The sequence below is a fragment of the Haloprofundus marisrubri genome (assembly GCF_001469955.1).
GTDB classification, from domain to species: Archaea; Halobacteriota; Halobacteria; order Halobacteriales; family Haloferacaceae; genus Haloprofundus; species Haloprofundus marisrubri.
The window spans coordinates 14662-29750 of sequence record NZ_LOPU01000030.1; the positions used below are offsets into that span (position 1 = coordinate 14662).

General features: G+C 64.2%; 17 protein-coding genes. 6 read left to right on the forward strand and 11 right to left on the reverse strand.

Going from position 1 to position 15089, the window contains the following annotated elements; genetic code table 11:
* Window positions 1–5: 5 nt before the first annotated feature.
* On the forward strand, window positions 6–602 hold the full coding sequence (locus AUR64_RS14835) for a hypothetical protein (RefSeq protein WP_058582754.1): 597 nt from the start codon (window positions 6–8) through the stop codon (window positions 600–602).
* Here the strand turns inward: AUR64_RS14835 and AUR64_RS14840 are convergent.
* The gene (locus AUR64_RS14840; protein ID WP_058582755.1) at window positions 569–1057 is read right to left on the reverse strand and encodes a GNAT family N-acetyltransferase; all 489 of its coding nucleotides are present in this window, start codon (window positions 1055–1057) and stop codon (window positions 569–571) included. The two genes, AUR64_RS14835 and AUR64_RS14840, sit on opposite strands and share 34 nt — an antisense overlap.
* A gap of 56 nt (window positions 1058–1113) precedes the next feature.
* Window positions 1114–1740 carry a metal-dependent hydrolase gene (locus AUR64_RS14845; RefSeq protein ID WP_058582756.1) on the reverse strand — a complete coding sequence of 209 codons (627 nt, stop codon included), beginning with the start codon at window positions 1738–1740 and terminating at the stop codon, window positions 1114–1116.
* A gap of 24 nt (window positions 1741–1764) precedes the next feature.
* Here AUR64_RS14845 and AUR64_RS20590 point away from each other — a divergent pair, with 24 nt between their 5' ends.
* Entirely contained in the window at window positions 1765–1938 is a 174-nt protein-coding gene (locus AUR64_RS20590; RefSeq protein ID WP_155120627.1) for a hypothetical protein, read from the forward strand.
* A complete protein-coding gene (locus AUR64_RS14850) occupies window positions 1922–2629 on the forward strand; it encodes a helix-turn-helix domain-containing protein (RefSeq protein ID WP_058582757.1) in 708 nt (235 codons plus the stop codon). Before AUR64_RS20590 ends, AUR64_RS14850 begins: the two co-directional genes overlap by 17 nt.
* Window positions 2630–2664: 35 nt before the next feature.
* Here the strand turns inward: AUR64_RS14850 and AUR64_RS14855 are convergent, their stop codons facing one another.
* The 8 genes from AUR64_RS14855 to AUR64_RS14890 form a co-directional block, all read right to left on the reverse strand.
* A complete protein-coding gene (locus AUR64_RS14855; RefSeq protein ID WP_058582758.1) occupies window positions 2665–2889 on the reverse strand; it encodes a hypothetical protein in 225 nt (74 codons plus the stop codon).
* Between the two features lie 70 nt (window positions 2890–2959).
* Window positions 2960–3340 carry a thioredoxin family protein gene (locus tag AUR64_RS14860; protein ID WP_058582759.1) on the reverse strand — a complete coding sequence of 127 codons (381 nt, stop codon included), beginning with the start codon at window positions 3338–3340 and terminating at the stop codon, window positions 2960–2962.
* A 72-nt stretch (window positions 3341–3412) separates the two neighbouring features.
* The gene (locus tag AUR64_RS14865; RefSeq protein ID WP_058582760.1) at window positions 3413–3709 is read right to left on the reverse strand and encodes a hypothetical protein; all 297 of its coding nucleotides are present in this window, start codon (window positions 3707–3709) and stop codon (window positions 3413–3415) included.
* Between the two features lie 94 nt (window positions 3710–3803).
* A complete protein-coding gene (gene hmgB, locus AUR64_RS14870; RefSeq protein WP_058582761.1) occupies window positions 3804–5141 on the reverse strand; it encodes a hydroxymethylglutaryl-CoA synthase in 1338 nt (445 codons plus the stop codon).
* A 71-nt stretch (window positions 5142–5212) separates the two neighbouring features.
* Window positions 5213–7069, reverse strand: coding sequence for a hypothetical protein (locus tag AUR64_RS14875; protein WP_058582762.1), 1857 nt, complete (start codon window positions 7067–7069; stop codon window positions 5213–5215).
* Between the two features lie 65 nt (window positions 7070–7134).
* A complete protein-coding gene (locus tag AUR64_RS14880) occupies window positions 7135–7713 on the reverse strand; it encodes a DUF2150 family protein (protein WP_058582763.1) in 579 nt (192 codons plus the stop codon).
* A 216-nt stretch (window positions 7714–7929) separates the two neighbouring features.
* Complete coding sequence (locus tag AUR64_RS14885) at window positions 7930–8778, reverse strand: TatD family hydrolase (RefSeq protein ID WP_058582764.1); 849 nt, start codon at window positions 8776–8778, stop codon at window positions 7930–7932.
* Between the two features lie 68 nt (window positions 8779–8846).
* Window positions 8847–9299: an NYN domain-containing protein gene (locus AUR64_RS14890; protein ID WP_058582765.1), complete on the reverse strand. Its 453-nt coding sequence runs from the start codon at window positions 9297–9299 to the stop codon at window positions 8847–8849.
* A gap of 158 nt (window positions 9300–9457) precedes the next feature.
* Here AUR64_RS14890 and AUR64_RS14895 point away from each other — a divergent pair, with 158 nt between their 5' ends.
* From AUR64_RS14895 to AUR64_RS14905, 3 genes are all read left to right on the forward strand, one after another.
* Window positions 9458–11056, forward strand: a complete 1599-nt coding sequence (locus AUR64_RS14895) for a S8 family serine peptidase (RefSeq protein ID WP_058582766.1) — start codon at window positions 9458–9460, stop codon at window positions 11054–11056.
* Window positions 11057–11273: 217 nt separating this feature from the next.
* Complete coding sequence (locus AUR64_RS14900) at window positions 11274–12602, forward strand: DEAD/DEAH box helicase family protein (RefSeq protein WP_058582767.1); 1329 nt, start codon at window positions 11274–11276, stop codon at window positions 12600–12602.
* Between the two features lie 10 nt (window positions 12603–12612).
* A complete protein-coding gene (locus AUR64_RS14905; protein ID WP_058582768.1) occupies window positions 12613–14205 on the forward strand; it encodes a DUF790 family protein in 1593 nt (530 codons plus the stop codon).
* Between the two features lie 31 nt (window positions 14206–14236).
* On the opposite strand, the gene AUR64_RS14910 is transcribed toward AUR64_RS14905, so the two are convergent.
* Entirely contained in the window at window positions 14237–15076 is an 840-nt protein-coding gene (locus AUR64_RS14910) for an SDR family NAD(P)-dependent oxidoreductase (RefSeq protein ID WP_058582769.1), read from the reverse strand.
* Window positions 15077–15089 lie beyond the last annotated feature (13 nt).

A 15089-nucleotide genomic window follows, 5' to 3' on the forward strand; every position in this document is an offset into this window, starting at 1 on the left:
AGGATATGACAGAAACGAACAGCGGCCGGGTCGGTGCGCTGACCGCCGCCGGGGGCGCGTTCCTCGGAGCCGTCGCCTACGTCTTCGGCTACGCGACGACGTACGCGCTCACGAGTTCCGAGATTCAGAACTCCGGCGCACAGCAACTTCTGGAACTGTTCACCGGTGAGTCGGCGACGTGGAAAGCCGTCGGCTGGGTGTTCTACAACGCCCACTTCGTCGACACCGAGATTCCCGGTCTGTTCGGCGCGTCGCGCGCAATCAACTTCGTCGCGGAAGTCGAGGCGTTCCCCACGCTGCTGTACGTGCTGCCGCCGGTGATTCTGCTCGTGTCCGGTGTCGTCGTCGCGCGGTCGGCCGGTGTCACGGACGCGATGGACGGCGCGAAGGCCGGCGCGTCGGTGCTTCTCGGCTACTCCCTCCTCGCCGTTGCTGGCACCACGATGTTCTCGATTCCCGTCGGACAGTCGGCGACGGCCGAACCGGACTTCGTCGCCGCCGTTCTCGTCGCCGGTGTCGTCTACCCGGCCGTCTTCGGGACGCTCGGTGGGGTCGCCGCCAGTCTCGTTCAGAGTTCTCGGGCGACCATCTCCCCCCAGTGAGTGAAGCCGTATCGTTCGTAGAACGCCTGTGCGCGGTCGTTCTCCCGGTCGACGTCGAGCACCATCCGGTCGAGCGGGAGCTCCTGCGCTCGCGCGGCGTCGAGTGCCGCCTCCAGTAGGTCGTCGGCGACACCGCTGCCGCGGTGGTCGGGCGCGAGGTACAACTCGTTGAGCACTGCGGCGTCCCAAATCATCGACAGCGACGCCGGGAGGACGAACGCGTAGCCGACGAGTTCTCCCTCGTCGTTCTCGGCGACCTGAACCGTTCGCTCGTCCTCGTCGACGCAGCGGCCGACCCACTCTCGGTACTGCTCACGGTACGTGTCGGTGAGTTTCGCCTCGTACGTCTCTCGTTTGTCGTCGCCGCCCGTTCCGTCGCCGATACCGAGTTCGAAAGCGCGTTTCAACGTCCACAGGTCGTCGTACTCGTCTGTCGCGTAGGGTCGTATCTCCATGCCGCCGAATCGACCGGCGGTGGTATCAGTGGTTCGGAGGCGGCGGATTCGTCCCTTTAGCGCTCCCGCGTGTTCTCACGCAGGCGCGCACCCACCACGATGACGCTCACGAGGACCAACATCAACTGCGTACCCGAGGAGACGACCGGAAACACGCGTTCGACGTTCTCGGGTTCGGACCCGGCCGAGGGGTCGACGCCGGTCCGGTAGTGACGCGTCTCCGTCGTCGCCCGCGGTTCTTCGGGCGCGAACTCCACGAACGTCTGGACGATTCCACGCTGGTTCGAGAGGTTGAGGTAGCCGTTTACCGAGTAGAAGCCGTCGTACAGCGGGTAGAAGGCGTTGACGCCGTTCGTAAAGAGGTCCGGAAAGATACCCCCGAAGGTGAGCGAGGCCAGCGCGGCCCACCCGAGACGGACGCCGCGAGCGCCGAACCGCTCGCGGAGGCGAGAGCGACCGACGCGAGTGTCGTAGAGCAGTACTGCACCCACAGCAGTCGGAAGCAAGAGCGTGTGAAGCAGCGAGCGGTGCGCCCCGGTGAGAACGAACCCGAAGAACGTGTCCACGTCGGGTATCGCGGCAGCGACGAGGACGATTGCGAGCGCCCGACGGTCGAACTCGTCGCCGAGGAGGGCGACGCCGACGAGCGCACCGACGGCGAGGTGGACGACAGTCGATGGCACGTCCGGAGGTAGCAGAGCGAGCGTATGTACGTTACGCCGCCGCAGTCGGCGCTTCACGCGCCGGAGAGATTCGCCGCGTCGTTCGACATCGTCATTCGTCGAACCCTCCTTTCGATACTCTTTTGCCCGGCGGCCGACCCACACCGCGTATGTGGCAGTCCGTCCGCGGAGGGCTTCGCCGATGACCGAGACGCCTAGAGAGGACCTCGCACGACGCATCGCCGGCGAGGTGACGCTCAGCGACGAACCGGGGGCGACGCTCCGGAAGTGGCGCACCGACTTCGACGTCTCCCAAACTGAGCTGGCGGCGCAACTTGAGGTGTCCTCGTCGGTCATCTCCGACTACGAGAGCGGCCGCCGCGAGAGTCCGGGTATCGGCGTCATCCGGCGGATGGTCGACTCGCTTCTCGACATCGACGAACAGCGCGGCGGCGGCCGGATTCGACAGTACGCCCGCGTGCTCTCGGCGGGGTTCGAAAGTGACATCGTCCACGACCTCCGCGAGTACTCGACGACGATTCCGCTGGACCGCCTCTACGAGGCGATGGACGCGACGGAACTCGTCCGCGGCGACGAGGACACCGTCAGCGGTCACACCGTCATCGACAGCATCCAAGCCATCACACGCCTCTCGTCGGACGAGTTCTACCGACTCTACGGGCAGAGCACGAACCGGGCGCTCGTCTTCACCGGCGTGACGCGCGGGGAGTCGCCGCTGGTGGCGATGCGCGTCGTGAATCCGACGCCGAACGCCGTCGTCCTCCACGGCGTCGAAAAGGAGGACCTCTGGGAACACGCCCCCGCACTGGCGCGCATCGACGGCTTCTCGCTGGCCGTCTCGAATCGAGAGTTGGACGAGATGCTCGACGACCTCCGCGAGTTGCCGTAACCGGTCTGTCTCCCGCTCGCGGTTTCCCTGAATACCTACCTTCGAGGCGTCGTCTCCGCCGAACTGGTGTCGATGTGATGAACAGCCTCCGGTGAGAGCAAGCGACCGCTCGGGAGTTCGACCCAGCCGTTTGCGAGCACGCGAATCCGACCCTCGTACAGCATCTTCTCCTGTTCGAAGTCGCCGTAGACGACGGCGTCTTGGTACTCTCGCTCGAACAGGTCGGAGAACATCTCCCACAGCGAAGCGGTCGGGACCATACAGCGATGTCACGCTGACTGACAAAAAGCGTAGTGTCGGCAACCGCGTTCGCAGCCCAAACCCGGCCAGTTACTCAGCGGAAATCGATTTCTCGGTGTGTTCCTCGACGAATCCGAGTATCGCGTCGGTTCCTTGGAACCCTTCGGCGAGTCGCCCGACGAGTTCGCCGTCCTCGAACAGTAGGAGCGTCGGAACGCTCCGGATATTGAATCGCTCGACGAGGTCCAAGTCGTCGCGGGGATTCAACATCGCCACCGTCACGTCGGTGGCGCGGGCGACGTTGCCGACGACGGGTTTGATGGACTGACAGAGCGTACAGCCTTTCGTGTAGAAATCGACGAGGACGAGGTCGTCTGTGGCGACCAAGTCGTCGAGTTCCTCACCCGAGGAGAGGCGAATCGGTTTACGTCGCTGCGCGTCGGTGTCGGTGTCGGCGGCGTCGGCGGTCACGACTCTCGGTACTGGGTCCGAACTAAAAGCGGTTGCGCGGTTCGGTCGACGGGTCGCACGAATGGAGTCCATTCACCCGAACAGCGACTTGTTCCGGGCGTTCTGAATCGCGTATGCCGTTCCGAGAACCACCACCCCGAAGAACACCTCAGTGTACCCCGGCGGCGTCGGGTTCGGCAGCAACGACCAGACGAAGATACCGAAACTGAGCACGACGATGAGCCACACGCGCCACTGGCGGAGGAGTTGCTGTCCGAAGCTGTCGTCTCCGGACTCCTCCTCCAACAGCCCCGTTCCCGCCTCGGAGTCGCTGTCGGTGTCTGTCTCCGTCTCCCCCGTCTCCGTGTCTGCGACGTTGCGAACTGGCATCTGCTCCCACCACGTGAGACAATGCTATCGACTCACATAGGCGCAGAGCAGGAATACAAAAGCCGTTGAAGCCGGGGTGGAGACGGTACCCGGCTTACTCGACGTACTCGTATTTGCGCTCGTTCATCCGACCCCAGCCGGTGAAGACGAACTCGTCTTCCGGTGCGGTGAACTCCTCGACTTCCGTCTCCTTCTCGTGGTTGTGCGCGTCGTGGACCTGCTCGTACTCGTCGTAGCTGAGGTCGTAGCGCCGGTCCAGTTGCGCGTCGATGTTGAGTGCGTCGATTTCGTCGAGCCAGCCGTCTTGTACCGTCTCGGCGTGAATCTCGGCCTGCGCGCCGGAGCCGTACGAGCCGACGAGCATCCGGTCGCCCGACAGCGAGCGACCCGCCTCGGCGGCGTTTTTCAGTGCGCTGATGCGTGCGATGTGGACCGACCCGGTGTACCAGTTGCCGACCTGCTCGGAGATGGCGAGCGTCGGTTCGATGGCACGAGCGTACCAGTCACGGTAGCTCTCGGTTTTCTTCAGCGCGTCCATGTAGTCGCGGATGGCCGCCTCGAACTCGTCCCACGACCCGAAGTCGGCTTCGCGCGGTTGGCGGCCGATTTCGTCGGCCATCGCGGCTTCGACGTCGGTGTCGCGGGTCATGTGTCGATACCCCAGAAGCGCCGCCTTTCGGACCATCCCGGGGAACGGCGTGTGGAACGGGATGTACTCGAAGTCGTCGGGGTGGGTGTCGCCCGCGACGCTCTCGTAATCTTCGAGCGCTTCGCGCATCCGTGCGAGGTACACTTGCACCGAGCGTTTGCCGTCGACGCTCGGGAACTGCTGGTTCGGCTTGAGGAAGTCCGTCTCGTCGGCCGACCCGTAGCCCTGTTCGGTCGAGAGTTCGACGAGGTCAGGGTCCTCGGAGATGAGCATCGCCACCGCGCCCGCACCCTGCGTCGCTTCACCGGGGTCGCCGCGTTCGTACAGCGCGGTGTCGGTGGCGATGACGAGCGCCGACCGGCCGCGGTTGCGCCCCGCTTTAATCCAGTTGTACGCGTCGTCGAGGCTCTGGGTTCCCGCGATGCAGGCGAACTTTCGCTCGCCTTTGTTCGCGTGGTGGAAGTCCTCCTCGTACAGCTGTTCGAGGCAACCGGCGATGTACGTCGAAACGGGCTTGGAGTTGTCGAAGGAACTCTCCGTCGCCACGTCGATGCGACCGATGTCGTCGGGCGTGAGGCCGCGGCGTTCCATCAGTCGCTTGGCCGCGTTTGCGCCCATCGTGACGATGTCCTCGTACACGTCGGGGAACGAGGAGGCTTCGAGACCGATTCCCTTCGTGTACTTCTCGGGCTCTTCGCCTTTCACCGGGGCGAACGTGCCGGGAAGGTCGAGAACGAGCTTTCCCGTCCAGATTTCGACGGCGTCGATACCGACTGCGGTCATGGATGAGGGATAATGAACGTCAGTATATGGGTTTGTCGATGGGGAGTTCGTCAGGTGTCGAAACGCTCGGGCTACGGGTCCTCGCCGTCGGCGGTGTCGGTGACGAAGGCCGTGTCGACGACAGCACCGTCGTCGCCGTAAACGAGAACGCCGATTCGGTACTCCGCACCGGTCCCGAACCCGGCGGAGTATCGGACGTTGTTTCCACGTGGGTTGTTCAGCGTCTCCGTCGCTGTGGGCGCGTTGGACGACTGGCTCACCCACGCGACTTCGGCCTTACTGAAGTCGGCGTTGCCGCGCGCGTTGTAGTCGACGCGGTAGTCGACTCTGTTGTTCTGCGTGTTGCTCCGGTCTTCGACCGATATCGAGAGGTCACCGCCCTGCCCCGACCGCGACAGGTCGGCGTTCTTCTCCGTCGGTGACCGACCGTCGGCCGTATCGGTGAACGTCCGCACGGAACCGACGACGTCGTCGCCGCCTGTCCGGTAAATCGTCCGCACAGTGATGGTGAACTCTTCGTCCGTTCCGTAGCCGGGTTCGTACCGGACGCTCCCCCGAGGACTATCTTTTCTGAACGCAGTCGTACTCGGGTTTCCGTCAGCGGCGGCGATGTCGATTTCGACGCGCTCGAACGAGTCGTTGACCTCGCCGACGTCGTAGGAGACGACCAAACGCGGTTCGTTGCCGTTCAGTCCCGTCAGGTCGTCGACGCGTAGCTTCGTGTTCTGACCTGGCAGACCCGACCCGCCGTTGCCGCCGGTGTCACTACCAGTTCCGTCGCCGTTCGCCAGCGTCAGGTCGAACGTCGCGTACTCTGCGGCTTCGTCGCCGTACCCGACTTGGACCTCCACCTCGTTCTGTGACGACTGGTTCGGTGCCTCGTAGACGACACGGACCTGCCCTTCGCTGTCTGTCGTCGTCCCCTCGGGGAAACTCACACTACCCTCACCGCTGGTCACCTCGGCGGTCACGTCCTCGCCGACGACCGGGTTTCCGAACTCGTCGCGTACCTCGGCGACGAGCGTCTGCGTCGTCCCTGTTTGAACCGTCGCGTCGTCGCCTTCCACGTCGGTGACGTACGCGGCTTCCGTCTCGCCGACGTTCGACCCGACGCCGACTTTCGACATCCGAAGCGAGTAGCTCTCGTCCTCTTTGAGCGTAATCGTCAGGACGCCTTCCTCGACGCTCACGTCGGTCACGTACTCCTCGTCTGCGAGCAGTTCCTCCCACTGGTCTTCGGAGAGTCCCGTCGCCAGCGAGAGTTCGATTGGTTCGCCCTCGCTCGTCACCGTCGTCGTCCGCGTCGACGCGCTCACCGGATGGACGTCGAGCGATTCGCTCCCGATTCGCTCAGCGGACAACTCACCGTCGAGGGCGACCAGCGAGAGTCGCTTGCCGTTGACGAGTGTCTGCCCGCTCTGCGGAAGCGACGCTTCGTTGTCGAAGCGGTTGTACACGACAGACTGTTCGTACACCGTCGTCGGCGGACTCTGGTACTGCGTGTAGTCGGGCGTGTATTCGAGCGACCGAGTCTCGAACTCCCTCGCGTCCGTTCCCGTCCAGTAGTCGGCTGACTCGGCGTCGACGGCTCTCGCATTCTCGATTGTGATGCCGTCGGCGACGGGTTCGGTCGTCGAGAGGCGTCCGCTCGCCGGCGGCGGATTGACGAAGAACACCCGGTTCGGATAGCGTGCCCCGAGAGAGACCGAAACCGGCTGCATCGTCGCGGTGCTCGCGCTCCGCAGAATCGCGTTTCGCGTGTCCACCATATCCTGCTGGACGCGCTGGTTGTGGTCGAACTCGACCTGCTCGTTGTCCGCCGGAACGACCTGCACCTGATACATCGACAGTGAGAGTATCAGCACCCCGAACAGGAGGATGAATCCCACCTGTACGGTGACCGCACGTTGGTCGTCCCGAAAGTTCATGGACGGGACAAGTCGTGGAGGCAGTAAAAGTTACTGCTCCAGAGACAGTCTCCTTTTTCAGAAGGTTATTCGTCGTCTTCGACGACTTCGGGGTCGCTCATCGCGCTTTGGAGACTGTCGAGACCGTTGACCCACTCGGAAACGAGACCGTACTCCAGTTCCTCGGCGACCGACATGTCGAGTTCCGAACCGTCGATGATGTGCGTGCCCGCTTGGACGAGATAGCCCAGTGCGGCGTCGAGGTCGTCCTCCGCTTCGGCGTCGGCGGCAGCGAGGACGTACTCGTCGACGGGCGCGTCGCCGACAGTGCCGCTGTTGACGTACTCTTCGGCGGCGTAGAACACGCAGACGAGACTCGTCTGGACGCCGTCGATGAGCATGAGTTTCTCCTCGTCTTCGAGCGAGGGTTCCGAGAGGACGATTTCACGAATCTGTTCGAGTTCGTCGAGCGCACGCTCCTCGTCGAGCGTGTCGTCCTCGTACGCGGAGACGATTTTGGCGACGGCGATGGCCGCGTCGTCCTGCAGGTTCAACAGTAGACGCGCGGAGTCCTCGTTTTCGGGGTCCAGTTCCTCTTCTTCGACGCGGGTCAGCCAGTTTTGCCACCGTTCCTCCGTGTAGAACGTTTCCTCGGGGTCAACCATATCTCACCCGAACGCTGCAGTACTCAAATGCCTTTCTTCTCACCGGACACAACGTGTGAACGCCTCACTCGGTGGCGACTGGCGACCGAATCTCGCCGACTGAATGGTGTCTGACGCAACGCTCTCGGTGAAGAAAATTAAATACAGTGACAGTTCTCGGCGAACACAGTCAGCGTGGCCGTCGGAGTCCTTCGTCGTCGACTCCTCCGACAGCACTCAGTCGCCGAGCGTCGCCTCGGTGTCGATACCGTAGACACGCTTCGGCGTCTCCACGTGCGCGTTCCGCATCGCATCTTCGTAGCCTTCGTCGAGCAACCAGCGCACGCGACGCGGCACCGTCTTCGGACCCAACACGGCTCCCGGCCGGTCGGGGTCGTCGACGAAATCCGTCTCCATCAAAAAGGGTTCACCGGCCTCGACGGCGACACGCAGGCGGTCTTTCTCGCTCATCACGCTCGGCGTCGGTCCGCGGAGCGTCCCGGCCGCGTAGTGTTTGACCACGTTTTCGGCGGGGAGGCCGCGCGCTTCGGCCCAGTCGGCGATGTCGGTCAACTCCTCGCTGGCCTCGGTGTGCAGTTGCACCGCGCAGTCGTGTTCCGCACCGAGCGAGAGCGCGTGTTTCAGCACGTCGTTCGAGGCGTCCCAAACGGCCTCGGACACCTCGTAGTGGGGCCGACCGGATTTCAGCGCCAGCGCGCGTCCCTCGTCGACGAACTCGGCGGCGGTGTCGAGTCCGGCGCACATGAGGTCACGGGCGTCCTCGGGCGAGAATCCACGCTCGTCAGTGAGACGAGTGACGAGGCCGGGGTGGACGCCGAGTACCGGCCACGCGCGGCCTCTGAGCACCTCGTTCGCTTCTGCCACTGCTCCGAGCGTCTCCTCGAAAACGGCACGAAAGTCTTCGCCCGTCTCGGCTTCGACGCCGAGATGCCACGACGGTTTGTTGACGACGAGCAGGTGCGTGCCGCCGAGGCGCGCGAAATCTTCGACTGCGTCGACGCCGCGGGCGTGTCGCGGGTCGAGGTGGAGGTGGTTGTCCAACACCGGAATCCCGAGTTCGTCCATGGTCGTCGTCGGAGCGAGAGAGAGAAAAAGCTGGCCGAGTCGCGCGCAGAAGCGGTCTCCAGTCGTGATTACTCGTCGAGGGTGATGCTCTCGGTTGCGGAGTTCCGGAGCGCGTCCGAACGGCCGTGGCTCCCCGGCGCGATGGCGAGCGTTCGCATCCCGCGGGCGTTCGCCATCTCCAAGACGGGTTTGAAATCCGTGTCGCGCGAGGCGACGGCGAGCGTCCCGGCGCTGTCTTCGACGACGAAGCGCGTCGCGTCGACGGCGAGTTTGACGTCGACGTCGCCGCTGGTGACGACTACCTCGAATCCGCGGGCTTCGGCGGCCTGAATCAACCCCGGCGTCGCGTGTTCGTCGAGATACAGTCGCGTCGTGACGAGTCGTCCCGCCGCTTCCGCTGCGTCCCGTATGTCGTCTAAGTCGACGTCGAACTCGTCGCGCAGAATGTTTGGCCCGTCGACGAACAGCGCGACGCCTCTATCGCGTCCCGTGTCGTCCGTGAGGCGTCCGAGCAACTCCATACTCCCGAATTTTTCCCGGAAACTATAGGCGTGCTGATTCGCCAAAAGACGTTAGTTCTACAACATGAACTCCGAATGTTTTGGGGATGGTTTCTAAGATATAGTCCGAATACTATGAAAATAATTATATATGGCGTGTGTGAAAGTCAGGCGCAGCTATGTCAGACAAAGACACTCCCTCGTGGAAGCGTCGTGGATTCCTGAAGACGACCGGTGCGCTCGGTCTCATCGGCTTGAGTGGTGTAACGTCGGCGACCCCGGGTCGGAGTCCGGGTGCGAAAGAGGACGAGATTCTCGTCGGTGTCTCGAAGACAGCGGACGACCCGAAGATGGAAGTCGAGAAGGCTGTGCCGGGCAACGCCCGTGTCGTCCACGAAAACAAGCAACTCGGCTACGTTGCGGTGAAGTTCCCGTCACAAGCGCCGGAGGTCGCCCGAAACAACTTCATCGAGGCGATTACGAAGAAGGACAACGTCAAATACGCCGAGAAGAACGAGACGCTCGAAGCGCAGTATCTACCGTCGGACCCACGGTACTCCGACCAGTACGCGGCGCAGATGGTCAACGCCGACGAGGCGTGGGACACGACGCTCGGCAGTTCCGATGTCACCATCGCCGTCATCGACGCCGGTGTCAAGTACGACCACCCGGACCTCGCAGACCAGTTCGGCAGCAACAAAGGCTACGACTTCGTCGACAACGACTCTGACCCGTACCCGGACGTACTCGCCGACGAGTACCACGGCACCCACGTCGCCGGCATCGCCGCCGGGACGACTGACAACAACGAGGGTGTCTCCGGCATCAGCAATTCCTCGTTGCTGTCGGGCCGCGCACTTTCCGAGGAAGGCACCGGTTCGACCGCCGACATCGCCGACGCGGTCCAGTGGGCCGCAGACCAAGGCGCGGACGTCATCAACCTCTCGCTCGGTGGCGGCGGTGCGACGAGCACGATGCAGAACGCCGTCTCGTACGCCTACAACGCGGGGTCGCTCATCGTCGCCGCGGCGGGTAACGACTACGGTCAGCCAGTCTCCTACCCGGCGGCGTACAGCGAGTGTCTCGCCGTCTCCGCGCTCGACTCCGACGCGTCGCTTGCGAACTACTCGAACGTCGGCAACGAAATCGAACTCGCCGCACCCGGTACGAACGTGCTCTCGACGTGGACGACGAGTACGGAGTACGAGAGCATCTCCGGTACGTCGATGGCGACGCCGGTCGTCTCCGGCGTCGCGGGTCTCGCACTCGCCGCTCACGACCTGACGAACGAGGAACTCCGCACGCACCTCAAGAACACGGCCGTCGACATCGGCCTCGCCAGCAGCGAGCAGGGTAGCGGCCGTGTCGACGCCGGCAACGCCGTCACGACCCAACCCGGCAGCGGCGGTGGCGACGGCGGCGACGGCGGCGACGACGGTGGCGACGGTGGCAGCGGCGACTCCACGTCGGCCTCCGTCGACGGGTCGCTCAGCGGCTACTGGGACTCGAAATGCTGGAACTACGGCTTCTCCTACAGCAGTCCCTCGAAAGTCGTCGTCGAACTCTCCGGCCCGTCGAACGCCGACTTCGACCTCTACGCCAGCGACGGCACCGGGTCGTGCCCGTCGACGAGCAACTACGACTACCGCTCGTGGACGACCGACAGCCAAGAGACCATCGTCGTCGACAACCCCGACGATTCGACGGACCTGACGGTTCTCGTCGACTCCTACAGCGGCAGCGGCGGTTACACGCTCACCATCACCGAGTACCAGTAACTCGGCTTCACCGACTCGTCAGCCATCACACGCGTCCGGTCCCTTCTCTTCTGTCGGGTCGAGATTGGTTTCATCACCGAATTTCACCGCTTCGAGAGGCAACCAAACAACCCTTTGACACCGCTCGAACACCGCTTTCCGAGACGCTCTCGCCGTTCACAATTTCTACAATTTGTACAATGCGTGAGTTCATACGCCTCGCTCCCGTGTACGTGTTATGCGCCTTCGGTACGACCACGGGACCGTCCGAATCGAGGGGTCACAGGAGACACTCGACGAGGTGGCCTTTCCGTTCGTCCTCGACGGCGAGAGTGTCGGCGCGCTTCAGTACGGGGCGCTCCGCGACTCGCTTCGAGCGGCGGGCGTCGAGTTCGATGACGAGGTTCTCGACCCGGTTTCTGGTCCGCGACTCTCCTGTTCGCTCTCGCTTCGGCCCTACCAGTCAGAGGCGCTCCGTCGCTGGCGCAGCGACGAACGCGGCGTCGTCGTCCTCCCCACGGGCGCGGGCAAGACGTACGTCGGCATGGCCGCCATCGACACCGTGGGCGGGCCGACGCTCGTCGTCGTGCCCACGCTGGACCTCGTCGACCAGTGGCGCGACGAACTCGCGCGGTTCGAGGTGCCTGTCGGCGAGTTTTCCGGACGCACAAAGGACCTCTCGTCCATCACGGTGGCGACGTACGACTCGGCGTACACGCACGCGACGACGCTCGGCAATCGCTTCGAGTTCGTGCTGTTCGACGAGGTTCACCATCTCGCCGCCGAGAGCTATCGACGCATCGCCGAGCGGATGGCCGCGCCCGCACGGATGGGACTGACCGCGACGTACGAACGCGACGACGGGGCACACGAGCGACTCGTACATCTACTGGGCGGGAAGGTGTACGAAATCGGCACCGACGACCTGACCGGCGAGTACCTCTCGACGTACACCGTCGAGCGAATCACGGTCGAACTCACCTCCGAAGAACGGGAGGCGTACGACGAACACGCGGCGGTGTTCAGAAACTACGTCGCGTTCAGCAACGTCTCGCTCGACGGTCCCGACGGCTATCGGAACTTGGTCGTCAGAAGCGGCAACGACCCGCGGGCGTGGCGCGCGATTCGCGCCAAGGAGACCTCGCGGAAAATCGCGTTCAACGCCGAGTCGAAACTCGACGAACTCGCCTCGCTTCTTCGGGAGTGCCGCGAGAACGACGACCGAATCATCGTCTTCACTCGCTACAACGACCTCGTTCACGTCGTCGCCGACCGTTTCCTGATTCCTTCGATAACGTACAAGACGCCGACCGACGAGCGCCGTTCGACCCTCTCTGGGTTCAAAGCCGGTCGCTACGACGCCATCGTCAGTTCGCAGGTGCTCGACGAGGGCGTCGACGTCCCTGACGCCAACGTCGGCATCATCCTCAGCGGCACCGGCAGCGAACGCGAGTACCGCCAGCGACTCGGCCGCATTCTCCGTCCCTCCGAGAAACCCGCCCGACTGTACGAACTCGTCTCCGCCGACACCGGCGAGACCCGCACCGCCGACCGCCGCCGCGCCTGATTTCCCACCGATGCTCACGAAGAAACTGCTCGAAACCCGACAGCGCAACCCCAAGATATGGCCCGTCTACCGACCGCCCGAGGAGTACCGAAACACCGCGGCCGCGGTTCTCGACGCCTACCGGCCCGGCGTGACGAAAGCCCAACTCGACGAGACGCTGCGTGACGCCGAAACCCACGAGACGTACACGCTCGTCCGCGGTCTCAGAAAACTACTCGACCGAAGGCTCACCTTCGACTGCGACCCGCCCGTCGACCCCGAAGAACTCCGCGAAGCGGCGTTCGAGCGCGGGTTCGTCACCGAGGCCCGCGAACGACGCGCGGTGATGGACGCTGTCGGCGACCTGTTCGGTATCTCCGGCACGGAAGTCTCCGACTCGCTGTGGGCCGACAGCGAGCGCGAACAGCGCCTCCGCGACGCGCCCGCCGTCGCCCCCGCGGACCTCCTTCGACAGTACAACCTCGCACTCACGGGGACGTTTCTCTGTGACGCCGTCTCGCTGACCGTCCAAAGTCGGACCGACCTCGACCGACTCGCTATCAGTGCGAGCGAACTCGGTGTGATGGTCGAGTACCGGGACGGGATGAACGCGCTCCACGTCGTCGGCCCAGCGGCCGTCGACAGAAAGTACCGAACCTATCGAAAGCGAGTCGCCGAGTGGGTCGGCCACGTCGTCGCCGCTTCGGAGTGGACGCTCCGCGCACGTGTCGAAGTCGAGGTGCGCGGCGAAACGCGACTGTACGAGTTCGCGGTCGATTCGACGAGAAGCGACCTGTTCCCGCTCTCGCCGTGGTCGTGTACGCCCGACGACGACCGGCGGGCGCGCTTTACCGACCGAATCGAGTCGCGCCTTCCGCGGTGGCGACTCCGCCCGGGGCCGACCGTGGTTCGCGGAGTCGGCGAAGCGAGAGGCGACACTGGAGAGAGCGATGCTACGACGGCCGTCGTCGACTTCATTTTCGAGCGCCCATACAGCGGGCGCGAGTGTTATCTCGCCGTCTTCGACTGCTGGACGCCCGAGTTTCTCGAAAATCGTTTGACTGCGCTCCGGTCGGCGGCGGGCGATAGGCCCGTCGTCGCCGCCGTCAACGAGCGACGCTGTTGTGCTTCGGGCATCGACAAGGAAGCGTTGCGAGACGGCCTCGCCTCGAAACTCGTCGCAGAGCGGGCGACGGCCGCCGACGCTGTCGTCTGGTTTCCGAACGCCTTTCCAGTGGAAGCTGTGGCCGCCGAACTCGACGAGTTCGAACAAGAGTTCGTTCGAGCGGACCGCGAGTATCTGTTCCCAGTCGACCTCGATGCACAATCCGACGCACTGGAGGTCGACGCCTTCGCCTACGACCGGCAGGTCGAACCGGAGGCAGTTCGGCGTCACGCGCTCGACACCGGCTACGGGGTGTTGTCGAACGGAACGTACCTCCCCGAGCGACTCGCCTCGGAACTCAGAACCGAAATCGACGCGCTCGACCGGCAAACGGTCGACGCGGTGCGACCGCTTCTCGGCAGCTACGATGTCGGAACCGATGCACTCGCCGCGCTGGGATACGTCGTCGAGGAAGCGACCGCGGAGCGAGCAACCGTTCGTCGGCAGGAAGCCGACTGAACCGCCGCCGAGTCGGTACCGGTCGACGCGCTCACAACGATGTCGTCTCCAACTCGAACGGCGGCGGTTGCGTTCCGTCCGTGTCGGTGAAGTCGTACTCGCGCGCGAGCGCACCCGTGAGGAGCACCTGTCCCGACTTCTCCATCACGTCGGGGTCCGCTGCGAGCGCTGCGACCGCGCGGCCGACGTACTCCGGCGAGTGCGTCTCTTCTGGTACGCCCTCGCCCGCGTCCTCGAACGCTCGAACGACGCGTTCGGTTCTGACGAACCCCGGATACAACGAGACGGCCGCGACGTCGTGGTCGCGGAGTTCGTGCGCCATCGCCTTCGCCATCCGGTCGACGGCCGTCTTGGCGACGTCGTACATCACGCTTCCTCGGTATCTGTCGCCGTCTCCCGAGGAGACGTTGACGACCAGTCCATCTTCTTTGTCGACCATCCGCCGAGCGGCGAGTCGACTCGCCGTGTAGTGCGCGCGAACGCCGGCGTCGAACATCCCCGACCAGCGGTCCATCGGTTGCGTCCAAAACGGGTCGTCGAACGTCTCGTCGTAGCCCTCGTAGCCACCCCAGACGTTGTTGACGAGCAGGTCGAGATGAGTCTGCTCGTCGTCGATTCTCGCAAAAAGCGCCCCCACGTCGGCGTCGACGGTGTGGTCGCAGCGGACCGCGACTCCTTGGCCGCCGCGCTCTGTGACCATCTTGGCCGTCTCCGTGACGGTTCCCGGCAGGTTGTCGGTCGTGTCGCCGGCGACGCTGCGGCCCGTCACGTACACTGTCGCGCCCGCGTCGCCGAGCGAGAGCGCGATGCCGCGGCCGACGCCTCTGCTCGCGCCGGTGACGACGGCGACGGTGTCGAAGAGATTCGGCATGGTGGCGAAAAAA